Here is a 20777-nt window from a genome sequence, read left to right as displayed (position 1 = left end):
AACGCTTCCTCGTCAGTTCGACGGCTTATAGCCGATCGAATCGAGAATTTCCTTCCAGCGCTTGAAGTCTGCGGCCATGCGCTGGCTGACCTCGGCGGGCGTCGAGGTTTCCACGTCGAGGCCGAACTCGGTCATTTTCTTCTCGATTTCGGCCAGCTTGAGCACGGTGCGCAGCTCGGTGCCCCACGCTTCGATCAGAGCAGGCGGCGTCTTGGGCGGCGCGAAGAAGACGTACCAGCCCAGGATGCTGATGTTGGGATAGCCGAGCTGGGTTACGGTCGGGATCTCGGGGGCCGATGTGGTGGGCTTCTGTCCGGAGGTGAAAATCACCTTCACCTTGCCGGCACGGTGATGCTCGAGGAAATCGGTGATCCCGCCGCAGCCGGCCGGGACATGGCCGCCCTGCAGGTCGGCGACCAGCGGAGCCGCACCGCGATAGGGCACCGGTTCGAGTGGAATGCCGATCGCTTGGCCCGTCATCACGCCGAAGAAATGGGTGAAGGAGCCCATCGCCGTCGTGCCGAAGCCGTTGCGCGTGGGGTTCTTCTTCAGCCACTCGATGTATTCCTTGAGCGAATTGACGCCGATGGCCGGCGACACGCAGAAGGCCGTCTGGACGGTGCCGGCCAGCGTAATCGGCGCGATGTCGGTCTGCGGGTCGAACGGGATCGAGGCCATGGTGAGCTTCTGCACCACCGTGGCAGAGGGCATGAAGCAGATCGTCGTGCCGTCGGGCGCGCTGTTCTTCAGCGCTTCACCGGCGATCGTGCCCGAGGCGCCGGTCTTGTTTTCGATGATGACGTTGCGCCCGGTCCGCCGCTTCACCGCCTCGGCGATCACTCTCGCCATCACGTCCGAACCGCCGCCCGCCGGGAATCCGACGAGGATTTTCAGCGTCTTGTCGGGCAGGGCGGTATCGGCGCGGCCGATGGCCGGTGCAGCGAGCGTCGCGCCGCCCAAGGCGAGCGCGGTGCGGCGCTTGATCGTCGTCATTGTCGTTCCTCCCTTTGTTTGATTAGCCGACCAGGCTCCACGCCAGCTCGGCGCGCTCGCGCGGCGATTTGCTCATCTTCACGGAGTCCGGATTGGACGAGTTGCCCGCCAGCCCGCGTCGATAGACGCCCTGCGCGATGGCGGCGAGGCGGAACAGCGAGAAGGCGACGTAGTAGTTCCAGTGATCGATCCGGTCGCGGCCCATCCGGCGGCAGTAGGCGGCGACATACTCTTCTTCGGTCGGCAGGCCGAGCTTCCTGAAGTCGGCCCTAGCGAAACCGTGCGGCGGATCCTTGAGATGGTAGCCGATGCAGTTGTAGGCGAGGTCGCACAACGGATGGCCGAGCGTCGACAGCTCCCAGTCGAGGACGGCGACGATGCGCGGCTCGGTCGGATGGACGATCAGGTTGCCCAGCCGGTAGTCGCCGTGGACGATTGTGGTCGGATCTTCGGCCGGGATGTTCGCGGGCAGGAAGGCCGCGAGCTTGTCCATCGCCGGGATGTTCTCGGTCTTGAGCTCGGCATATTGCTTGGTCCAGCGGGACACCTGGCGGGCGATGTATTGGCCGCTGCGGCCATAGTCGCCCAGCCCGACCTTGGCCGGGACGACCTTGTGCAGGCGCGCCAGCACGTCGTTCATCGAATCGAAGATCGCCGTGCGCTCGGCCGGCGTCTGGTCCGGCATCGACGGATCGACCAGGATGCGGCCCTCGACGCAGCTCATGATGTAGAACATCTGGCCGATGACCGAATCGTCGGCGCACAGCAGATGGGCGGGGGCGACCGGCACGTCGGTCGCGGCAAGTGCCGAGATCACCCGGAACTCGCGATCGACCTGATGGGCGGAGGCGACCAGCTTGCCGGGCGGTTTCTTGCGCAGCACGAAGTCCTGGCGCTTGCCGCCCTCCATCTCGGCCGAGAGGAAGAAGGTCGGGTTTGAATGGCCCGAATCGAACTGGCGCACGTCGAGGCCGCCGCGGTAGCCGGCGAGTTTCGCGCGCAGGTAGCGATCGAGCGAGGCTACGTCGAAGCGGTGGCGCTCCATGACGGGCACGGTACTGGCATAGGTCGGCATGACCCGGCGACCCTAGGGTCAGCGCGTGTCTCGCGGCAACCGCGCTATCCCACAGAGAGAAACACGATTTCAGAAAGTGATCTGAGCCCGCGCATTCCTGCCTTCCAGCATGCCACCGGAGACTGGGGCGAGCGGCGCGACCTCGCCCGAGGCAGCGATATCGACCTGCAAAGGCGAGACGCCTTCCTTGGCCAGCGCCTCGCGGATTGCCTCGGCGCGGCGCTGCCACAGCGCCCGGGAATATTCGGTGCCGTTCTCGACATCGGTGCTGGCGATCGCGATGTTGGCCGGCTGTCCGCGCCGGATGTCTTCGGCGGCCTGTCGGATCACCGAGGCGGCCACGAGGCTGATGTCGCTGCGCTCGTAGCCGAAATGGACGAGGTAGCGCTGTGTGCCGGTCGGCGGTGAATTGGTCCAGATCTCGCGCTCTTCCTTGACCGCCATTCGCTGGCTCCTGCTCGGGCCGGCGAAGTTGTAGGCCATGCGGATGAAGGGGCCGTACTCGACCAGGGTTCCCCGGCGCGAACCGTCCGAGGTGATGGTCGTGCTGAAGGAGGTGGCGATGCGCGCGCCGGTCGTGAACGAGAAGGATGGCGAGTCAGAGGAGCGCCAGCTCACGCCCAGCTCGCCGCTGAGCTGCGGCACGAACTGCCAGTAGGAGGCGTTGTTGAGCACCACGCCGCCACCGGTGTCGGCGAACGACGCATAGAGCAGGGCCGCATCCGCGCCGCCGACTACCGCCCAGCTCTCGGAGACCGGCACGCGTATGCCCACGCCGATCTTGGGACCGATACCGTACATCTCGCGCTGATCGGAGCCGGCGAAGCCCGGGATGCTGTAGACGGCGCCCTGCCTGTAGTGAAAGCCGCGCAGGCCGGCGTTCGCACGCCACCAGGCGTTGCTGTAGCCGGCCTCGAGATCGAAATGCTGGTGGTTGGCGTCAACCGAGAGCGTGCCGTTGCGGAACTGCGTCAGGGTCGACAGCAGGCCCTGCACGTCGCCGGCCAACGCCACGTCCCAGTGCGGATCGAGCTTGTAGCCGATCAGCATCTGGCCGCCCGGGCCGTTGGTGACCGGGGCCGCGCCGCCCTGGGCGGAGATGCGGTCGCCACCCAGCCACATCCAGCGTCCGTCGATGTGGCCGAAGAAGCCCTGCTGATCGGGCACCTGCGCCGACGCGGGTGCGGCCAGTGCGCCGATGAATCCTGCAAGAGCGATCAGCCTGCCGACAGGGGCCACCACAACGCACTCCTCGGAGTTCCGTCGTCATGGAGAACGCTGCTTTTCCGCACCAGTTTCGCCACAAGTCAAACAGAATCTTTTTGCGAGCCGCGCATGGCACTGGCAACCGTCACGAGCGGTCGTCGTTACTGTCAATCACGGGAGAGACGTCGTCATCCCGACGGTTCACGTGCGCGCCGCTTCGGCCATCCGCCGTGCATTAATCGTCCTGTCGGTCTGCGTGACCGGCTTTCGTCAGCCGACGTTGCGCGCTCAACACGGTGGCCGTGTTCGTCGCGAGCGCGCTGCTTGGCTGGAAGTGTGGAACGATCGGTGCAAGTGTGGTTGTGCCGCTGCTGATCCTGTTCAGCACGATCGCGGCCCCTTGCGTCGTTGTGTTGGCTGGATGGCCGACGATCGTCAGGTGGCGGAGTGGATCGCAGTCAAGCCGCCGTTGGCGTCGCGGGCTCAGCCGGTGCGCCAGCGCCCGCGTCAGCCGCGACGCCGCCTGGTCGCCGCGAAGTAAAGGATGCCGCCGACCGCACTGTAGAAGCCGCCGAGCACGGCCCAAGCCTCGGCCGGATCCATATTGCGCTCGAGCACGGTCAGGGTGGACCGGCTGAAACAGAAAAGCCCCACGGCGCCCGCCAGGCCGGCGGCAAGCCCGAAACCGGCACGGGTCGCTGCGTCGGCCGCCGAGGCACGCACGGTACGCGCCATCGCCGGAACCGCCATGAGCTTGAGAAGAGGCCCGATCATTGCCGGAAGCGCGGCGCGCGCGGGACGCGCCGCGACTTGGGCAATCCTGGCTTCTCTGGTCTTGGGCTTAGCCCCGACGACAAAGGAACCCCGCAAGGAAGCCGATGCCGATTACCGCGGCGAGCGTTCCGAACGGACGTGCCTGCACGGTCTCGACCAGCGAGTTGGCAGCGCTGTCGCGGATCTGCTCGGACTTCTTGCCGAGCGCTGCGGCATAGTCCTTGGCGTTCTCCGCATATTCATCGATGAAGTTCTGCGCCGTCTCGATGGCGTCGTCGATGGCTTCCTTGCTCTTGGACTCGATGGTACCGACCGCGCGGCTCACGCCTTCGGTGGCATCGGCCTCCATGGCCGACGACAGCTTCTTGAGCTGGGCCTTCAGGGCGTTGATTTCCTTGACCAGGTCTTTGCTCGGCAAGGCGTTGGCAGTACCGTTGGCGCGCATCGATAACCTCCGGGCTAGGGGTGAACTCTGCGCAATAAACGCAGTTCCCCGTCGAAGGTTTCGCTCAATAGAGTCTTCTGATCGCGAGCGCCTGGCGGCCTCAACCGTCCCAGACGTTTTGGGGGAACGGCAGCCTGGTGAAGTCGGGCGGCTTGAGAGGGGTATGATGGCTCACGCCCTCCTTCTCCAGCAGCATCATGTACTGCCGGACATGCTGGCCGCAGTGCCAGGTGGTGCGTTCCATCAGCTCGTGCAGGCTCTGTGCGCCATAGTAGGTCGGCAACACCTTTTCTGGTGCCGTATCGCCCTTGGCCCACCAGTCCTTGAAGCGTTTGCGTACACTCTCGCCATACGCGACGAGGGCCGCGGTGTCGGCGTCGGCTGCCGGTTCCTCGCGGAACGCGGCCTGCACCAGGGTCGTGCCCTCGTTGGCATCGAGGAAGGCCGCCACGACCCGGAAGAGATGGAAGCCCAGAGTTCGGTAGCTGCGCGGGCGGCCAGGGACAAAAGTGCCGAGCCGATCGTACGGCATCATCGGGATCAGCTCGAGCGCGGCGCCCATGTACTTGTCGACACGTCCGGCCAGTTCGTCGGTCGAGAGCTCGGGGCCCGATTTCTCGTTCAGGCCGAGGAAGTCGACAATCTGCTTGGTGCTTTGGCCGAAGGTGAATTTGTCGGCGCGCGACAAGACAGGTACCGACCGCGCGCCAAGCTTCTGCAGCTCGGCAAGGCCGTCAGGGTCTTCGAGAACATTCACTGAAACGAAGTCGATCCCACGGACCGATAGAAACTCTTTGAGTCTCAGACAGCTGGTTCAACCCGGCTGCCAGAACACCTTGAACGGAGGCATGTGTGCGTACTCCACGAAACGAGTGGAAAGATACGCCTAACGCCGGCTTGTGGCAAACGATGCAAACCTTGTTGCCTTCCGGATCGCGAACATAGGCGCCGTAATAGTTCGGATGGTAGTGCGTGCGCAGGCCGGGCTTGCCTTCGTCCTTTCCGCCCGCGGCCACGCCGGCGGCATGGGCGGCATCGACTGCAGCGCGTGTGTCGGCTTCCAGGCCGATGGTGATGCCGTTGCCGACCGTGGCCGTCTGCTTGTCGAGCGGGCGCACGATCCAGAGCTGCGGTCGACCACCCTTCGGGCCGTAGCCCATGCCGTCGGGGAATTCCATATGAAGCACCAGGCCGAGCGGCTTGGTCACGCCGTCATAGAAGGCCTTGGACTTCGCCATGTCGTTGCTGCCGGCCGTGACGTGACTGAACATCGAGCTTCCCCCCTCAGTTGATCGGCTGCATGCCAACGGATTGCATGCGGGCCTTCCATTCCTTCTGATGGCTGACAACCCGCGCCGCCACCTCCTGCGGTGTCGAGGATTCGACATCGAGACCGAGCTGCGTGAGCTCCTCCCTTAGATTGCCGTCGTTGAGCACGGTGCGCACCTGGCGATTCCATTCGTCGATTGCCGGTGCGGCCGTACCGGTCTTCGCGAAGTAGGCGAACCATTCGACGACCTCCAGGCTGGGGTAGCCAAGCTCGACGAAAGAGAGCAAAGGCCATGGCACGCGGAACTCCTCCGCGGATCACGATGCCGCGGGTGCATAAGCGGAAGCAAGCTGGCGCGATACCAGCCGGGCGTACAGTCCGCCCTTCATCAACAGGGCGCCATGCGTGCCGGTCTCAGCGATTCGGCCCTCGTCGAGCACCACGATCAGGTCGGCATCGCGCACGGTCGACAGGCGGTGGGCGATGACGATGGTGGTGCGCTCGGCCTGCAGCAGGTCGAGTGCGCGGCGTACGGCCTGCTCGTTGACCGCATCGAGGTGCGAGGTCGCCTCATCGAGGATCAGGATCGGAGCGTCCTTCAGGAAGGCACGGGCAATTGCGACCCGCTGGCGCTGCCCGCCGCTCAGGCTCGTGCCGCGCTCGCCGACCGGCGAGTCGAGCCCGTTGGGCAGGGCAGCCACGAGATCGCCGAGCGAGGCGTGCGTGATGGCCGCATGCAGCTCCTCCTCCGAGGCCTCGGGACGCGCGATCAGCACGTTAGCACGCAACGTGTCGTTGAACAGGTACGTGTCCTGCGCGACGAGGGCGATCATGCGGCGCAGGTCGTCGAGCTTGTAGTCCTTGAGGTCGGCGCCGTTCAACGTGATGCGGCCGGAGTCGGGATCCCAGAAGCGCATCAGCAATTGGGCCGTCGTCGTCTTGCCCGCGCCCGAAGTCCCGACAAGTGCGACCGTCTGGCCGGCGGGTATGGCGACAGTGACATTGGACAGCGCGCGTCGCGTCTGGCCGGGATAGGTGAAGCTCACGCCCTCGAGGGCGAGCGCGGCGGCGCCTTTCCTGACCGGCACGCCGGGGCCGTCGCGCACCGGGATCGGCTCGTTGGCCAGCGCGTAGACGCGGCGCGTGGCGCCCAGGGTGTCGGCAAGCTGGCGGCCGATCTGGGCGATCTCCGACACCGGCAGGAAGGCTGCCATCGCGAGGATGGTGAGCAGCGGCAACAGGCCGGGATCGATCGTGCCTTGCGACGACAGTGCCGCCCCGGTCACGACGACGGCGAGGCCGCCCAGGCCAGTCAATACCTCGAGGATGGCGTGCTGCAGCGTGAGCTCGCGGAAGAACGGCAGGCGCAGGTCGATGTGACGCTGCGACAGCTCGTTCAACCGCTCGCCGCGCCGAGCCTCCTGCTGGAAGGCGACGATCTCGCTTAAGCCCTGCACCGAATCAACGGCGAAGGCGCCGAGCTCGCCTGCCGCCTCGCGCGCTTCGGAGCCGAGACGGTCCACCCGCTTGCGCATCAGGAAGGGGCTGAGGCCGACGGCCAGCAGGAAGGGCAGCAGTGCCAGCGCCAGCCAGCCACTGGCCCAGGCCAGCGCGGCAAGGACGGCGGCCGGTATGAGAATCGCCACGAACGCGGGCGCCACGGTGTGCGCGAAGAAGTACTCGACCAACTCGATGTCGTGCGTGGCCAGGGCCATCAGATCGCCGGTGCGGCGGCGCACCAGATAGGCCGGCGCCAGGGCATCGAGCTTGCGGAAGGCGTCGATCCGCATCTCGGCCAGCAGGCGGAAGGCCATGTCGTGCGCCATCCAGGATTCCAGCCAGTGCAGCACGCCCGACACCGGCGCCAGCAGGGCGAGCGCGACGGCCAGACCGCCCCACGGCTCTTGGTTCTTGAGCGCCAGCACGATCAGCGCCGACAGCACGCCGACGCCGACGAAAGCGATGACGCGCAGCACGCCCAGGACGAAGGTCGCGGTGAGCTTGCCCTTCCACGGCATGATCACCTTCATCAGCGTGGCCACCACCTGATACCAGGTGAGGCCATCGGCCTTGATGATGCCTTCGGTCAGCGGCTTCACCGCGCCGCCCGGCGTGTCCGAAACGCTCTCGGTGCGGGCCGGCGTCACGAAGGCATCGAGCGTTGCGCCGGTCGACGACTCGCGCGCCTGCTCGGCCATCAGCCCGGAATAGACGCCGCCGCGCGACATCAGGTCGGCATGGCGACCCTGCTCCGTCACCTTGCCGCCGTCGAGCACGAGAATCCGGTCGCAGTCGATCACGCTCGACAGGCGATGGGCGAGGATCAGGGTCGTGCGGCCCTGCATCAACCGGTCGAGCGCCTCCTGGATCACCGCCTCGTTCTCGGCGTCGACGGCGGAGAGCGCCTCGTCGAGCACCAGGATCGGCGTGTCGCGCAAGAGCGCACGGGCGATGGCGAGCCGCTGGCGCTGGCCGCCCGAGAGCTTGATGCCCTTCTCGCCGATCACGGTGGCATAGCCCTGGGGCAGGCCCTGGATGAACTCGTGGATGTTGGCCGCGCGCGCCGCGTCCTCGAGCTGTCGCTGCGAGGCGCCGGGTTTGCCCAGCCGGATGTTCTCCTCGACCGTGCCGTGGAACAGAAACGTGTCCTGGTTCACCACCGAGATCAGCGAGCGGATCTGCTCGAAGGAGAGCGTGCGCAGGTCGTGCCCGCCCAGGGTGATGCGGCCGCCGTCGGGATCGTAGAAGCGCAGCAGCAGGCGCACGATCGACGACTTGCCGCCACCCGACGGGCCGACCAGCCCGAGCCGTTGGCCGGCTTCGGCGCGGAAGCTGAGACCGTCATGCACCGTGCGACGCGTGCCGGGATAGGAGAAGCGGATGTTCTCGAAGGCGATAGTCGGGGCCAAAGCCTTGTCGAGCGGCGCCGGCAGAACGTCGGCGACTGATGGCTTGTCGTCGAGGATCCTGTAGATGCCCTGCGCGGCCGACAGGCCGACCATGCCCTGGTGCAGCACGGTGCGCAGCTCGCGCATCGGCCGGAAGATTTCGACGCCCAGCATCAGGATGATCAGCAGGGAGGTCAGCGCCATCGCGCCCGACTCGACGCGCACTGCGCCGTAGATGAGCGCCGTCGCTGCGCCGCAGGCGATGGCGGTATCGGTGATGCCGCGCGCCAGCGCGTTGGTGCCGAGCACCCACATGGTGCGGCGGAACAGGTCGCGCGCCTCGACCTCGAGCTTGTCGGCGCGGGTCTTGCCCTGGCCGAACGCTTTCAGCGTGGCGAGACCCTGGATCGAATCGAGGAACTCGGCGGCGAAGCTCGCATAGGCGCGCTGGCGGGACTGCGAGTTGCGGACGTCGAACTTGTGCCACAGTGCCGGCGCGAACAGTGCCACCAGGGCGAAGCCCAGCATGACCAGCGCGATCGGCAAATCGATGAAGGCGACGAAGGCGAAGATCAGCAGCGGCGAGAGCAGTGCGATCAGGAACTGCGGCAGGAACTGGCCGAAATAGGTTTCGAGCTGCTCGACGCCGTCGATCATCGACAGGGTGAGGCCGCCCGAGCGCTGGCGGCCGACGGTGCCCGGTCCGAGTGCGGCGATCTTGTCGTAGAGCGTGCGCCGCAGCGCCTTCTGCACCCGCGCGGCGTTCTCGTGCGCGACGACCGCGCGCCAGTGCTCGGCAGCACCGCGCAGCACCATGACCGCGGCGATCGACAGGATCGGCGCCTCGAGGCTCCAGATGTCGCGGCCGGCGAAGACCTGCCCGATCAGCCAGCCCAGCAGGGCGAGGCGGGCGACGCCCAGTCCGACCGACAAAAGGCCCAGCGCCACGGCGGCGACGATGCGGAGGCGTATGCCCTTGGTGAAGGCGAGGAGGCGCGGTTCGATGTGCATGGTCGAAGGCTAGGCCGAACATTCCTATTCGTCAGTCCACAATTGGGAAATCTGCCTGTACAATTATGAACATGGAGCCGAACTGGGACGACCTGCGGATATTCCTCTCGCTTGCACGCGGGGGCACGTTGACTACAGCGGCCAAGGCGCTTGGCGTCAGCCATCCCACCGTCGCGCGCCGCGTCCAGGCGCTGGAAAGGCAGATCGGCGCGCGGCTGTTCGATCGTCTGCCAGACCGCTTCGTGCCGACCGCTGCCGGAGCGGAGCTGCTGGCCGACACCGAGGCAATGGAGAAGGCGGCCCTGTCGATCAATCGGCGCAGCGTCGGGCTCAGCGATACGGTGAGCGGCGTGGTGCGCCTCTCGGCCGGCGAGGCAATGGCGGTGCTGGTCGCGCGTCATCTGCCGGGGCTGCGCGCGCAGCTGCCGCATATCGAGTTCGAGGTGATAGCCAGCCATACGCTCGCCAACCTGTCGCGGCGGGAGGCCGACCTGCTGATCCGCGAGCAGGTGCCGGAACTCGCCGGCATCGTCACGCGCAAGCTCTGCAAGGTCGCCTACGCGGTCTATGCCGCGCGCTCGCTCGATGTGGGTCGCACGGAGATGACGGCACTTGTCGACCGCCCCTGGATCGGCTTCGACGACGACCACAGCTACATGCCGGGCCAGCATTGGCTGCACCACCATATTGGGCGGCGACCGGAGATCAGGGTCAACAATTGGCTCGTCCTGCACGATGCCGTGCGTGTCGGCGCGGGCCTTGCCGTGATGCCCTGCTATCTCGCCGATCAGGATGCCGCGCTACGCCGTGTTGGCGGTGTGCTGCCCGAGATCACCACCGAGCAATGGCTGCTGGTGCATCGCGACCTGCGCGCCCTGCCGCGGGTGCGGGCGGTCATGGACGCCCTGGTCGAGCTCTTCCAGCGCCATCGTCCCGTCCTGGAGGGCCATGGCCGAGCAGGCAGCCAATGAAGCGCGCCATCAGCAGGCGGACCCGCGAATCGTGACCGCCGACCACACCGGCGTGCGACCCGGCCGTCCGCCAGGCCAGGGCTTCGGCCTTGGCGTCGAGGTCCGCCAGCAGGTCGGCGAGGCGGTGGTCGCGGGCTCGGTCGGCGAACATGGCCAGGCCGGCAATGCCGGCACCTTGTTCTGGGTCGATCCCAAGGAACAGCTCGTCGCGATTTACATGGTGCAGGTGAGCGATCCCGACCGGATCGAGCTGCGCAATCGCGTCCGGAGCATGGTGCAGGCCGCCATCATCGACTAGAAGGACCTCCTCGCAAGGGAGGGTTCCTCGATGCTTCGTCGTTCGATTGTTGCACTCGCCGGCGTGATGCTGGCGGGCCCGGTGGCCGCGCAGCAGCCGCTCAAGATTGCGCTCATCTACAGCAAGACCGGACCGCTCGAAGCCTATGCCCGCCAGACCGAGGCGGGCTTCATGCTCGGCCTCGAATACGCGACCCAGGGCAAGATGGAGATCGACGGCCGCAAAATCCAGGTCATCGTCAAGGACGACCAGCTCAAGCCCGACATGGGCAAGGCCGCGCTCGAGCAGGCCTATGGCGACGACAAGGTCGACATCGCCGTCGGCACCACCGGCTCTCCGATCGCTCTGGCGATGCTGCCGGTTGCCGAGGAGTACAAGAAGATCCTGATCGTCGAGCCTGCCGTCGCCGACCAGATCACCGGCGACAAGTGGAACCGCTACATCTTCCGCACCGCGCGCAACTCCTCGCAGGACGCTCTGGCCGCAGCGGCGACGCTGAAGGACGAGAACATCTCCATCGCCACGCTCGCGCAGGACAATGCCTTCGGCAAGGACGGCATCGCCTCGCTCAAGGACGCGCTGGTGGCCGTCGGCTCGAAGGCCAAGGTGGTGCACGAGGAATACACGCCGGCGCAGACCACCGACTTCACCGCCTCGGGCCAGCGCCTGTTCGACTCGCTGAAGGACAAGCCCGGCCGCAAGATCATCGCCGTGGTCTGGGCCGGCGCCCATCCGCTGCCGAAGCTGATGGACCTCAAGCCGGAGCGCTACAAGATCGAGATCGCGCCGGGCGGCAACATCCTGCCGGTGATGGCCGGCTGGAAGCAGTTCGCCGGCCTCGAAGGCGCGATCTACTACTACTGGGGCTTCCCCAAGAACCCGGTGAACGACTGGCTCGTGACCGAGTACAAGAAGAAGAACAACGGCGCGCCCCCGGACTTCTTCGTCGCGGGCGGCATGGCCGCCGGCATGGCGGTGGTCGCCGCGGTCAAGAAGGCGGGCAGCACCGACACCGAGAAGCTGATCGCCGCGATGGAAGGCCTGGAGTTCGACACGCCCAAGGGCAAGATGACCTTCCGCAAGGAAGACCATCAGGCGCTGCAGGTGATGTACCAGTGGCGCATGAAGGCCAACCCGCCGGACAACACCGATCTCCTCGAGCTGGTCCGCGAGATCCCGGCTGACGAGATGAAGCTGCCGATCAAGAACAAGCGCTGATCAGGGGAGCGCGCTACTCCAATGGCGCATCATGAGCGCCACTGGAGTGGCGCGCTCCGATGAGTTGATGCTCGAAACCCAGTCCCTCACCATCCGCTTCGGCGGCCACGCGGCCGTCGACGGCGTGTCGTGCGCCTTTCAGCCGGGCACGCTGACCTCGATCGTGGGTCCGAACGGCGCCGGCAAGACAACCTACTTCAACCTGATCTCCGGCCAGTTGCCGGCGACCTCGGGCCGGGTGCGGCTGAACGGCGAGGACATCACGGGCTACGCCGCGCCGCGCCGCACGCGGCTGGGGCTCGGCCGCGCCTTCCAGCTGACCAACCTCTTTCCCAACCTCACAGCGCTGGAGAACGTGCGGCTGGCGGTGCAGGTGAAGAGCGGCAAGGCGCTCGACCTGTTCAGCCGCACCTCGACCCATCGCGAGCTGGCCGATCGAGCGCGCGAGCATCTTGCCGCCGTGTCGCTGTCGGACCGCGCCGACGCTGTGGCCGCGACCCTGCCGCACGGTGACCAGCGCAAGCTCGAGGTCGCGATCCTGCTGGCGCTCGAGCCCGACATCTTCATGTTCGACGAGCCGACCGCCGGCATGAGCATCGACGAGGTGCCGACCGTGCTGGCCATCATCGCCGCCATCAAGCAGCGCGGCGACAAGACGATCCTGCTGGTCGAGCACAAGATGGACGTCGTCCGCTCGCTCTCCGACCGCATCGTCGTGCTGCATCAGGGCAAGCTGGTCGCCGACGGCAAGCCGGCCGAGGTGATCAACTCCGACATCGTGCGCGAGGCGTATCTTGGCGGAGCGGCCGATGGCTGAACCGCTCCTCTCCCTGCGCGGCGTGAAGACCGATATCGGTCGCTATCACATTCTGCACGGCGTCGAGTTCGACGTACCCGAGGGCGGGCTGACGATGCTGCTGGGACGCAACGGCGCGGGGAAGACCACGACGCTGCGCACCATCATGGGGCTGTGGCGCGCGGCGGCGGGCGAGATCCGTTTCGCCGGTCAGGACATCGCGAGGCTCCCGACGCCAGACATCGCCCGACGCGGCATCGCCTACGTGCCGGAGAGCATGGCGATCTTCGCCGACCTTACGGTGCAGGAGAACCTGATCCTCGCCGCGCGTTCCGGCCCACCGGACCAGAAGCGACTCGACTGGATCTTCACCCGCTTCGAGGCGTTGAAACGCTTCTGGCAGCTGCCGGCCGGCCATCTCTCGGGCGGCCAGAAACAGATGCTGGCGGTGGCCCGCGCCATCGTCGAGCCGCGCCGCCTGCTGCTGATCGACGAGCCGACCAAGGGCCTGGCGCCCGCCATCATCGCCAACATGATCGCAGCCTTCCGCGAGCTGAAGGACGGCGAGTCGACCCTCCTGGTGGTCGAGCAGAACTTCGCCTTTGCGCGCCAGCTCGGCGACTACGTCGCCGTGATGGACGACGGCAAGGTCGCGCACACCGGCGGCATGGCGGCTTTCGCGGCGGACGGCGCGCTGCAGCAGCACCTGCTCGGCCTCGGCATGGACACGCACCAATGACCCTCAATCAATGAAACGCGACTGGATTCCGCTGCTGCTGATTCCCGCTCTCGCGATTGCCGCGTTGCCGCTGGTCGGCGCGCCGTCGAGCTGGGTGACGCTCACCGTTGCCGGCCTCGCCATGGGGCTCATGATCTTCGTCATGGCGTCCGGCCTGACGCTCACCTTCGGCCTGATGGATGTGCTGAACTTCGGCCACGGCGCCTTCATCGCCGTCGGCGCCTTCGTGGCGGCGAGCGTCATGCTGGCACTCGGACCGTGGATGCAGGCCGACTCGCTCTGGCTCAACCTGGCGGCCTTCCTGCCGGCGATCCTAGCCGCCATGGCGGTAAGCGGCGGGCTGGGCCTGGTCTTCGAGAGGGTGATCGTGCAGCCGGTCTATGGCCAGCACCTCAAGCAGATCCTGGTCACGACCGGCGGCCTGATCGTGGCCGAGCAGTTGCTCAAGGTCGTGTGGGGGCCCGAGCAGATCACGCTCACCCGGCCGACCGCGCTGCGCGGCGCCCTGCTGATCGGCGACATCGCGATCGAGAAGTACAGGCTGCTCGCGGTCGTCATCGGCCTGGCCGTCTTCGCGGCGCTGGCACTGACCCTCAACCGCACCCGCATCGGCCTGCTGATCCGGGCCGGCGTCGAGAACGGCGAGATGGTCGAGGCGCTGGGCTATCGCATCCGCCGCCTGTTCGTCGGCGTGTTCGTGGTCGGCTCGGCGCTCGCCGGGCTGGGCGGTGCCATGTGGGGCCTCTACCAGGAGACGGTGACGGCGGCGATCGGCGCCCAGGTCATCGTGCTGGTCTTCATCGTCATCATCATCGGCGGGCTGGGCTCGGTCGGCGGCTGCTTCGTCGGCGCTCTCTTGGTCGGGCTGACGGCCAACTATATCGGCTTCCTGGCGCCCAAGGTGGCGCTCGGGTCGAACATCCTGCTGATGGCGCTGGTATTGCTGTGGCGACCGCAAGGCCTCTATCCCGTGGCGAAGAGGTAACGCGATGCTGCGTGCCCTCCTCTCCGACGACTTGCCGCGCAGCCGCTGGCTCGCGGTCGCGCTCGTGGCCTTGCTCGTCGCCCTCGCCGTCGCGCCGTTCCTGTTCCCCGGCGCCAAGTCGCTGAACGTCGCCGCCAAGATCTGCGTGTTCATCGTCCTGGCGGCGAGCTTCGACCTTCTGCTGGGCTACACCGGCATCGTCTCCTTCGCGCACACCATGTTCTTCGGCATCGGCGCCTATGGCGTGGCGATCGCGCTCACCCGCATGGGGCCGGGATGGGACGCCGTTGCTGTCGGCGTCGCGGGGGGCCTTGCCCTCGCCATCGCGCTCGCCGTGCTGATCGGCCTGTTCAGCCTCCGCCTGCGCACGATCTTCTTCGCCATGATCACCCTGGCCGTGGCCAGCGCCTTCCTGATCCTGGCCTCGCAGCTGTCCGACATCACCGGCGGCGAGGACGGTCTGAACTATCGCCTGCCGATGGCGCTGCGCCCGTCCTTCCGGCCGTTCGAGGGCGTGACCGGCCGGGTGCTCGACTATTACCTCGTGTATTTCGTGTCGCTGGCGCTCGTGCTGATCCTGCTCCGGATCGTGAACTCGCCGTTCGGATCAGTCCTGATGGCGATCCGCGAGAACCCGTTCCGTGCCGAGGCGATCGGCTACCGCACCGTGGTCTATCGCACGCTCGCGAGCTGCATCGCTGCGGCGACGGCCGCGCTGGCCGGCGCGCTGCTGGCGCTGTGGTCGAGCCAGACAAATCCCGACACGACGCTCAGCTTCGACATCATGGTCGACATCCTGCTGATGGTGGTGATCGGCGGCATGGGCACGATCTACGGCGCGGCGATCGGCGCCGTGCTGCTTGTCTTCGCCCAGAACTACCTGCAGGACCTGCTCGCCATCGCCAGCAAGGCGCTGGCCGATGTGCCGCTGCTCGGCAACCTGTTCCACCCCGATCGCTGGCTGCTCTGGCTCGGCGTCGCCTTCATCCTCTGCGTTTACTTCTTCCCGACGGGAATCGTTGGAAAGCTGCGTCAGAGGCGCTGACATCCGGTTGTGTCGGGCCGGATGATCTGGAAGAGTGGTTACACAGATTTCCTATGCAGATTCTTCTTCTCGTCGCCCATCTTGCGGCGGTGCTCCTGGCGGCGCTCGCTCTTTGGTCGATGCGCCACGAGCTCAGCGAAACGGCGGCCAGCCGCTTCGAGTGGCTGCTGCCTACTGCGTTCGCGGTTGCAACCGCTACGGTGTTGCTGATCGTCTCGCCGGGCAAGCGGCTCGAACTGTGGGTGATCGCTATCGCCATCGGCTTCGCGGTCGGTCTCGGCGCGGGAATGATACCCACGGCCATAAAGGATTTCTCGCTGGAGTTGGTGCGCATCAAGCGCACCTGGGACGGCACGATCGCAGCCGGGCTGCTGCTTCTGCTCGCGCTGGTGCGCTTCGTGACGACCGAGCTGATGGGGCGGCAGTCGGGCGGGTACGGCGTCCTGGCCGCGGCGGCGTCGTTTCTGGCAGCCTATCTGGCCGGCCGGGTCATCACCTTGCTGTTCTATAACGCCCCGAGAACTATCCATCTCGACATGGTTCGGGGACAAAGCTACCGCTGAACCAGGCAGGGAAGGGCGAAGGGTCAGCGCTCGAGCAGGGCGTCGCGCGCGGCGCGCCAGCTGGCTTCGTCCGGTGCACAGATGAGGCCGCTCGTCAGATCGGTCGGCAGGTAGGGTGTGCCGTCCAAGTGCGCGCTGTAGCCGCCGGCCTCGCGATGCAGCAGCCAGCCCGCCGCATGATCCCACGGCATCAGCTTGTTGTAGAACAGCAGGTGGCAGTGCCCGGCTGCGGCAAGCCGGTACTCGTGCGCGGCGCAGCGCAGCCACGTGCTGGTCGCCAGGCGCGAGAGGTTGCCATTGACCGTGTCGCGCAGCGGTTGGGGCAGGAAGGTGGTGCCGACGACGCCCTCCATCTCCGCGACAGGCACCGGCGATGCCACCTGCAGGGTAGTCCGGGTGCTGTCCTCGCGCTCGATCCAGGCGCCGCCATCACGGACGGCATAGGCGAAGTCGCGGCAGATCGGATCGTGGATCACGCCGGCGATGATCTCACCCCGCACGATCGCCGCCGCCATCACGCCGAACAACGGCAGCCCGGACACGAAGTTCTTCGTGCCGTCGATCGGATCGACGATGAAAGCGAGTTCGGCTGTTCCTATCGTTTGCAGGAGCCGGGGATCGCGATGCGTCGCTTCCTCGCCGACAATCATCGCGTCTGGAAAGACCGCCCGGAGGTCGGAGGTGATGGCCGCTTCCGCTGCTTCATCGGCCTCGGTGACGATATCGAACGCCGATGACTTCTGCCGAACCTGTGCGGCATTGAGCGCGCGGAAGCGCGGCAGGATCTCCGCGCTGGCGGCGCGTGCGAGGATCGCGCCGACCTGTTCGATAAGATCGCAACCTGCGGTCAGACCGCCACCTGTGCGATGCCGCCGCGTGGCTTGCCGGCCTCGATGCTGCGCCACAGCACCTCGTGGCCCTCGGGCAGCGGGCGGCTGTTCGCCATGGTGAGCCACAGCCGGAGCAGCAGGCGGTCGTGGCCGCTTGCGGCATCGTCCTCGAACGGCGTGCGGCCGTGATAGGTCAGGTGGCTGTTGATGAGCTGCAGGTCGCCGGGCTCGAGCGTCATCTCGAAGCAGAGTTCCTGCGCGGTCGTCATCAGCATGTCGATGGCTTCCTTCTGTGCCGCGGTGAGCTTGGGCACGTCGGGAGCCATCTGCGCCGCCTCGATGAAGGTCAGCGAATAGTGCGAGGTGAACTTGCCGTCGCGCACGCCGAAGATCGGCAGCGGATAGGCCGTCTCCCTGCGCGTGCCTTCACCGTCCTTGACCGTGCCTTCCTCGCCGAAACGGCTGCGCCAATAGTCGGTGAACAGTGCGTCGAGCAGGTCCGGGCGCTTGGCCAGGATCGCGTTGTGGATCGCGGGCGTGGAGGCGAGCGTGCTGACGCCGCCTTTCTGCGCCTGGCGCACGCAGAGCAGGCCGACCACGTCGGTGCGGTCGGTGTGGAAGCGCAATCCGCCGTTGGTCAGCGTGCGCGCATAGGACGACAGGAACGTGCCGCCCTTCTGGTCCCTGGTCTCGCCGTAGGTGCGGCCGACATGGGCGCCTTCGTCGCGGATGGCGCGCATCAGCTCGCCGCTGCGGTTCTGGAAGACCGGCGTGCCGAGATGCGTGCCGAGGCCCCAGTACATGCGCCGCAGGTCGTCCTCGCTGTGGTCGGCGACCGGGAAGCCCTTCAGCTTCATGATCCCGCAGCCGTTCTCCAGCTCGTCGGCGATGTCGTCGACCAGATCGCCGAGCGTCGGCAGCGGGAAGTCCTCGCGCGTGATCTCCTGCCACGGCAGGGCCTGCACGGCCTTGAGCGCCGCCTCGAGCTCGTCGACCTGATCGGGCGCAAGCTCGCGGATCCAGCGCCTGGAGTTCTTGATGTCCTTGCCCTCCCAGACGGAGGGACCGGTGAGCGGGGCGCGTGTCATGGCGGCTTCATATAATCTTCGCCCGCGCCGCGCCACCCCGTGCTCACGCCCAAACCAGTGCCTTGCGCATATTGATCGACGTCGGATGGTCGAAACCCTCGTGCGCCTCGCGCGAGATCTCCTGGTAGCCGAGCGACTGGAAGAGCCTCTGGTTGCCGGTCAGCACCACCCTGACGCCGAGCCGCACGCCGGGCAGGCCGCGCCGACGAGCCTCGTCCTCGACCGCCTCGACGAGGCGCGCGGCCAGTCCTTCGCCGCGCGCCGCCGGCAGGACCGACAGGCGGCCGAGGTAGAGGTCGCCCTCATCGAGCCTGGTCATGACGCAGCCCAGGACGACGCCGTTCCGCTCCGCGATGATGGCTCCGGCGCCCTTCCTCAGTTCTGCGGCGATGCCGTCTGCCGTTTCGCGAAAGGCGCCGGACTCCGGCACGAGCTTGCCGCGATACTGCTCGAAGGCTGCGGCTATGGTGGCTGCCAGAACGGGTGCATCCGCCGCCGTCGCGGGACGCAGGACAAGGGTGTCGCCCATGTCCTTGTTCTCGCGTAGGATTCGGCAAATGGCGAGGAGGAAATGACGATGGCCTACCAGACGATCGAGGTGCGCAAGCTCACGCCCGTCATCGGTGCGGAGATCTTCGGCGTCGACCTCGCCCGGCCGCTCGGCAACCAACAGTTCCAGGAGGTGCACGATGCGTTGATGGAGAACCTGGTGATCTTCTTCCGCGACCAGGAGCTGACGCACGAGCAGCACAAGGATTTCGGCCGCCGCTTCGGCGAATTGCACATGCACCCTACGTCGACGCGCAAGGACTGGGAACATCCCGAGATCCTGATCATCAAGGCGGACGAGAACTCCAAATACATCTCGGGCGAGGAATGGCATTCCGACGTGAGCTGCGATCCCGAGCCGCCGATGGGCAGCATTCTCTACATGAAGGAGCTGCCGCCCGATAACGGCGGCAATACGCTGTTCGCCAACATGTATCGCGCCTTCGAGACGCTCTCGCCGCCGATACAGAAGCTGTGCGAGGGGCTGACGGCCATGCACGACGGCACGCAGGTCTATGGCGGCCGCTTCGGCCAGACGCCGAAGGAGGGCGGCTTCCCGCGCAACGAGCATCCGGTGGTGCGCACCCACCCGGTGACCGGCCGCAAGGCGCTCTTCGTCAACCGCAACTTCACCACCGGCATCGTCGGCCTGCGCAAGTACGAGAGCGACGCACTGCTCGAAATGCTCTACCGCCATTGCGAGACGCCGGAGTTCCAGTGCCGCTTCGCCTGGCGCCCCAACTCGATCGCCTTCTGGGACAACCGCTCGGCCCAGCATCATGCGATGTGGGACTATTACCCGCACAAGCGGCTGGGCTACCGTGTCACCGTCAAGGGCGACAAGCCGTTCTACCAGGCCTGAGGATCACATGGCGCTCATCACCTATCTCACCCGCATCCAGTTCGACTTCGGCGCGCTGAAGCTGCTCGAAGCGGAGCTGCAGCTGCTCGGTATGCGCCGGCCGCTGATCGTCGCCGACAAGGGCGTGATCGCCGCTGGCCTGTGGGCCAAGGTGAAGGACAACCTGCCCGGCAACATGCCGATCACGATCTATGACGGTACGCCGGAGAATCCGACCGAAGCGGCGATGCGCGACGCTCTCGCGGTCTACAAGGACGAAGGTTGCGACGGCATCATCGCGATCGGTGGTGGCTCGCCGATGGATCTCGCCAAGGCGGTGGCGCTGATGGCGACGCATCCCGGAAACTCGCTGCAGGCCTATTCCTTCGTCGAGGGCGGCGCCGGCAAGATCACGGCGGCAGTCGCGCCGATCGTCGCCATTCCGACGACCTCGGGCACCGGCAGCGAGGTCAGCCGCGGCGGCGTGATCATCATGGACTCCGGCCGCAAGCTCGCGATCGGCAGCCCGCACCTGATTCCGAGGCTCGCGCTGATCGATCCCGAGCTGACCATGAGCCTGCCGCCGCATCTCACGGCCGGCACCGGGATGGACGCCTTCACGCACAACATCGAGTGCTTCCTGTCCAATGCCTTCAATCCGCCGGCCGACGGGATCGCGCTCGACGGGCTGGAGAAGGCCTGGAAGTACGTCGAGCGGGCGACGAAGGACGGCTCCGACCGCGAGGCGCGCTACAACATGGCGATGGCTGCCATGGAAGGCGCGATGGTCTTCCAGAAAGGTCTGGGGGCAGTGCATGCGCTCAGCCATCCGACCGGCGGGCTCAAAGGGTACCGACTGCATCACGGCACGCTGAATGCGATCTATCTGCCGGCGGTGCTGCGCTTCAACGAGCCGGCTGTTGGTGAGAAATACAAGCGCGTGGCCGCGCTGATGGGCCTGCCCGAGCGGGAGGCCAATGCCGCGGGCGTCGCCGATGCCGTCGCCGCGCTCAACGAGCGGCTCGGTATCCCGAAGGGCCTGGGCGCGATGGGCCTGCAGCAGGACACGGTCGAGAAGATTGCCGACGGTGCGCTGGGCGATCACTGCCATCTGTCGACGCCACGTCAACCGACGAAGGCCGAGTACGTGCAACTGATCGAGCAAAGCTGGGGCTGACGACGGCATGCCTGC

General features: G+C 66.6%; 22 protein-coding genes. 10 read left to right on the top strand and 12 right to left on the bottom strand.

Annotation, left to right across the window (positions count from 1 at the left end; translation table 11 throughout):
• Positions 1 to 12 precede the first annotated feature (12 nt).
• The 9 genes from ACQY8M_RS35715 to ACQY8M_RS35675 form a co-directional block, all read right to left on the bottom strand.
• Positions 13 to 993, bottom strand: coding sequence for a tripartite tricarboxylate transporter substrate-binding protein (locus tag ACQY8M_RS35715; protein ID WP_428666754.1), 981 nt, complete (start codon positions 991 to 993; stop codon positions 13 to 15).
• 22 nt (positions 994 to 1015) lie between these two features.
• A complete protein-coding gene (locus ACQY8M_RS35710; protein WP_428666751.1) occupies positions 1016 to 2068 on the bottom strand; it encodes a phosphotransferase in 1053 nt (350 codons plus the stop codon).
• 69 nt (positions 2069 to 2137) lie between these two features.
• On the bottom strand, positions 2138 to 3307 hold the full coding sequence (locus tag ACQY8M_RS35705) for an OmpA family protein (protein ID WP_428666748.1): 1170 nt from the start codon (positions 3305 to 3307) through the stop codon (positions 2138 to 2140).
• Positions 3308 to 3781: 474 nt separating this feature from the next.
• Positions 3782 to 4048 carry a hypothetical protein gene (locus tag ACQY8M_RS35700; RefSeq protein WP_428666745.1) on the bottom strand — a complete coding sequence of 89 codons (267 nt, stop codon included), beginning with the start codon at positions 4046 to 4048 and terminating at the stop codon, positions 3782 to 3784.
• Positions 4049 to 4115: 67 nt separating this feature from the next.
• Complete coding sequence (locus ACQY8M_RS35695) at positions 4116 to 4493, bottom strand: hypothetical protein (protein WP_428666742.1); 378 nt, start codon at positions 4491 to 4493, stop codon at positions 4116 to 4118.
• A gap of 100 nt (positions 4494 to 4593) precedes the next feature.
• Positions 4594 to 5250, bottom strand: coding sequence for a hypothetical protein (locus ACQY8M_RS35690; protein WP_428666739.1), 657 nt, complete (start codon positions 5248 to 5250; stop codon positions 4594 to 4596).
• Positions 5228 to 5764 (bottom strand): VOC family protein, encoded by a 537-nt coding sequence (locus tag ACQY8M_RS35685; RefSeq protein ID WP_428666736.1) that lies wholly within the window; start codon positions 5762 to 5764, stop codon positions 5228 to 5230. The genes ACQY8M_RS35690 and ACQY8M_RS35685 overlap by 23 nt, the downstream gene beginning before the upstream one ends.
• Positions 5765 to 5777: 13 nt before the next feature.
• Positions 5778 to 6062: a hypothetical protein gene (locus ACQY8M_RS35680; protein ID WP_428666733.1), complete on the bottom strand. Its 285-nt coding sequence runs from the start codon at positions 6060 to 6062 to the stop codon at positions 5778 to 5780.
• An 18-nt stretch (positions 6063 to 6080) separates the two neighbouring features.
• Positions 6081 to 9662 (bottom strand): ABC transporter ATP-binding protein, encoded by a 3582-nt coding sequence (locus tag ACQY8M_RS35675; RefSeq protein ID WP_428666730.1) that lies wholly within the window; start codon positions 9660 to 9662, stop codon positions 6081 to 6083.
• Between the two features lie 65 nt (positions 9663 to 9727).
• On the opposite strand from ACQY8M_RS35675, the gene ACQY8M_RS35670 reads away from it, so the two are divergent.
• Genes ACQY8M_RS35670 through ACQY8M_RS35635 form a run of 8 tightly spaced genes read left to right on the top strand, consistent with a single transcriptional unit; the run spans position 9728 to position 16277 of the window.
• Positions 9728 to 10633 carry a LysR family transcriptional regulator gene (locus tag ACQY8M_RS35670; protein ID WP_428666728.1) on the top strand — a complete coding sequence of 302 codons (906 nt, stop codon included), beginning with the start codon at positions 9728 to 9730 and terminating at the stop codon, positions 10631 to 10633.
• A complete protein-coding gene (locus ACQY8M_RS35665; protein WP_428666725.1) occupies positions 10611 to 10931 on the top strand; it encodes a serine hydrolase in 321 nt (106 codons plus the stop codon). Before ACQY8M_RS35670 ends, ACQY8M_RS35665 begins: the two co-directional genes overlap by 23 nt.
• Before the next feature lie 30 nt (positions 10932 to 10961).
• Positions 10962 to 12149 carry a substrate-binding domain-containing protein gene (locus tag ACQY8M_RS35660; protein ID WP_428666722.1) on the top strand — a complete coding sequence of 396 codons (1188 nt, stop codon included), beginning with the start codon at positions 10962 to 10964 and terminating at the stop codon, positions 12147 to 12149.
• Between the two features lie 31 nt (positions 12150 to 12180).
• On the top strand, positions 12181 to 12966 hold the full coding sequence (locus ACQY8M_RS35655) for an ABC transporter ATP-binding protein (protein ID WP_428666719.1): 786 nt from the start codon (positions 12181 to 12183) through the stop codon (positions 12964 to 12966).
• Positions 12959 to 13684: an ABC transporter ATP-binding protein gene (locus ACQY8M_RS35650; RefSeq protein WP_428666716.1), complete on the top strand. Its 726-nt coding sequence runs from the start codon at positions 12959 to 12961 to the stop codon at positions 13682 to 13684. Before ACQY8M_RS35655 ends, ACQY8M_RS35650 begins: the two co-directional genes overlap by 8 nt.
• Positions 13685 to 13694: 10 nt before the next feature.
• Complete coding sequence (locus ACQY8M_RS35645; protein WP_428666713.1) at positions 13695 to 14669, top strand: branched-chain amino acid ABC transporter permease; 975 nt, start codon at positions 13695 to 13697, stop codon at positions 14667 to 14669.
• Positions 14670 to 14673: 4 nt separating this feature from the next.
• Positions 14674 to 15714 carry a branched-chain amino acid ABC transporter permease gene (locus tag ACQY8M_RS35640; protein WP_428666710.1) on the top strand — a complete coding sequence of 347 codons (1041 nt, stop codon included), beginning with the start codon at positions 14674 to 14676 and terminating at the stop codon, positions 15712 to 15714.
• A 53-nt stretch (positions 15715 to 15767) separates the two neighbouring features.
• Positions 15768 to 16277 carry a hypothetical protein gene (locus ACQY8M_RS35635; protein WP_428666707.1) on the top strand — a complete coding sequence of 170 codons (510 nt, stop codon included), beginning with the start codon at positions 15768 to 15770 and terminating at the stop codon, positions 16275 to 16277.
• Positions 16278 to 16300: 23 nt separating this feature from the next.
• Here ACQY8M_RS35635 and ACQY8M_RS35630 read toward each other — a convergent pair whose 3' ends face one another.
• Genes ACQY8M_RS35630 through ACQY8M_RS35620 form a run of 3 tightly spaced genes read right to left on the bottom strand, consistent with a single transcriptional unit; the run spans position 16301 to position 18724 of the window.
• Positions 16301 to 17182: an inositol monophosphatase family protein gene (locus tag ACQY8M_RS35630; protein WP_428666705.1), complete on the bottom strand. Its 882-nt coding sequence runs from the start codon at positions 17180 to 17182 to the stop codon at positions 16301 to 16303.
• On the bottom strand, positions 17125 to 18195 hold the full coding sequence (locus ACQY8M_RS35625; RefSeq protein WP_428666702.1) for a TauD/TfdA family dioxygenase: 1071 nt from the start codon (positions 18193 to 18195) through the stop codon (positions 17125 to 17127). The genes ACQY8M_RS35630 and ACQY8M_RS35625 overlap by 58 nt, the downstream gene beginning before the upstream one ends.
• A gap of 43 nt (positions 18196 to 18238) precedes the next feature.
• Complete coding sequence (locus ACQY8M_RS35620; protein ID WP_428666699.1) at positions 18239 to 18724, bottom strand: GNAT family N-acetyltransferase; 486 nt, start codon at positions 18722 to 18724, stop codon at positions 18239 to 18241.
• A 48-nt stretch (positions 18725 to 18772) separates the two neighbouring features.
• Between ACQY8M_RS35620 and ACQY8M_RS35615 the strand changes: the two genes are divergently transcribed.
• Both ACQY8M_RS35615 and ACQY8M_RS35610 read left to right on the top strand, forming a co-directional pair.
• Positions 18773 to 19606 carry a TauD/TfdA dioxygenase family protein gene (locus ACQY8M_RS35615; RefSeq protein ID WP_428666696.1) on the top strand — a complete coding sequence of 278 codons (834 nt, stop codon included), beginning with the start codon at positions 18773 to 18775 and terminating at the stop codon, positions 19604 to 19606.
• A 7-nt stretch (positions 19607 to 19613) separates the two neighbouring features.
• Positions 19614 to 20762, top strand: coding sequence for an iron-containing alcohol dehydrogenase (locus ACQY8M_RS35610; RefSeq protein ID WP_428666694.1), 1149 nt, complete (start codon positions 19614 to 19616; stop codon positions 20760 to 20762).
• The last annotated feature ends 15 nt before the right edge of the window (positions 20763 to 20777 follow it).

Origin of the sequence: Reyranella sp., from assembly GCF_965279465.1 — a bacterium.
Lineage (GTDB): Bacteria > Pseudomonadota > Alphaproteobacteria > Reyranellales > Reyranellaceae > Reyranella.
This window is presented reverse-complemented; position numbering and strand designations above follow the sequence as displayed.

Bases quoted from the DNA above. Each gene is read 5' to 3' on its own strand.
- ACQY8M_RS35675 (WP_428666730.1), bottom strand. From the start codon at position 9,662: ATGCACATCGAACCGCGCCTCCTCGCCTTCACCAAGGGCATACGCCTC.
- ACQY8M_RS35615 (WP_428666696.1), top strand. From the start codon at position 18,773: ATGGCCTACCAGACGATCGAGGTGCGCAAGCTCACGCCCGTCATCGGT.
- ACQY8M_RS35695 (WP_428666742.1), bottom strand. From the start codon at position 4,493: ATGCGCGCCAACGGTACTGCCAACGCCTTGCCGAGCAAAGACCTGGTC.
- ACQY8M_RS35670 (WP_428666728.1), top strand. From the start codon at position 9,728: ATGAACATGGAGCCGAACTGGGACGACCTGCGGATATTCCTCTCGCTT.
- ACQY8M_RS35655 (WP_428666719.1), top strand. From the start codon at position 12,181: ATGAGCGCCACTGGAGTGGCGCGCTCCGATGAGTTGATGCTCGAAACC.
- ACQY8M_RS35650 (WP_428666716.1), top strand. From the start codon at position 12,959: ATGGCTGAACCGCTCCTCTCCCTGCGCGGCGTGAAGACCGATATCGGT.
- ACQY8M_RS35700 (WP_428666745.1), bottom strand. From the start codon at position 4,048: ATGATCGGGCCTCTTCTCAAGCTCATGGCGGTTCCGGCGATGGCGCGT.
- ACQY8M_RS35660 (WP_428666722.1), top strand. From the start codon at position 10,962: ATGCTTCGTCGTTCGATTGTTGCACTCGCCGGCGTGATGCTGGCGGGC.
- ACQY8M_RS35715 (WP_428666754.1), bottom strand. From the start codon at position 993: ATGACGACGATCAAGCGCCGCACCGCGCTCGCCTTGGGCGGCGCGACG.
- ACQY8M_RS35635 (WP_428666707.1), top strand. From the start codon at position 15,768: ATGCAGATTCTTCTTCTCGTCGCCCATCTTGCGGCGGTGCTCCTGGCG.
- ACQY8M_RS35685 (WP_428666736.1), bottom strand. From the start codon at position 5,764: ATGTTCAGTCACGTCACGGCCGGCAGCAACGACATGGCGAAGTCCAAG.
- ACQY8M_RS35620 (WP_428666699.1), bottom strand. From the start codon at position 18,724: ATGGGCGACACCCTTGTCCTGCGTCCCGCGACGGCGGCGGATGCACCC.
- ACQY8M_RS35640 (WP_428666710.1), top strand. From the start codon at position 14,674: ATGCTGCGTGCCCTCCTCTCCGACGACTTGCCGCGCAGCCGCTGGCTC.
- ACQY8M_RS35625 (WP_428666702.1), bottom strand. From the start codon at position 18,195: ATGACACGCGCCCCGCTCACCGGTCCCTCCGTCTGGGAGGGCAAGGAC.
- ACQY8M_RS35665 (WP_428666725.1), top strand. From the start codon at position 10,611: ATGGCCGAGCAGGCAGCCAATGAAGCGCGCCATCAGCAGGCGGACCCG.
- ACQY8M_RS35710 (WP_428666751.1), bottom strand. From the start codon at position 2,068: ATGCCGACCTATGCCAGTACCGTGCCCGTCATGGAGCGCCACCGCTTC.
- ACQY8M_RS35645 (WP_428666713.1), top strand. From the start codon at position 13,695: ATGAAACGCGACTGGATTCCGCTGCTGCTGATTCCCGCTCTCGCGATT.
- ACQY8M_RS35610 (WP_428666694.1), top strand. From the start codon at position 19,614: ATGGCGCTCATCACCTATCTCACCCGCATCCAGTTCGACTTCGGCGCG.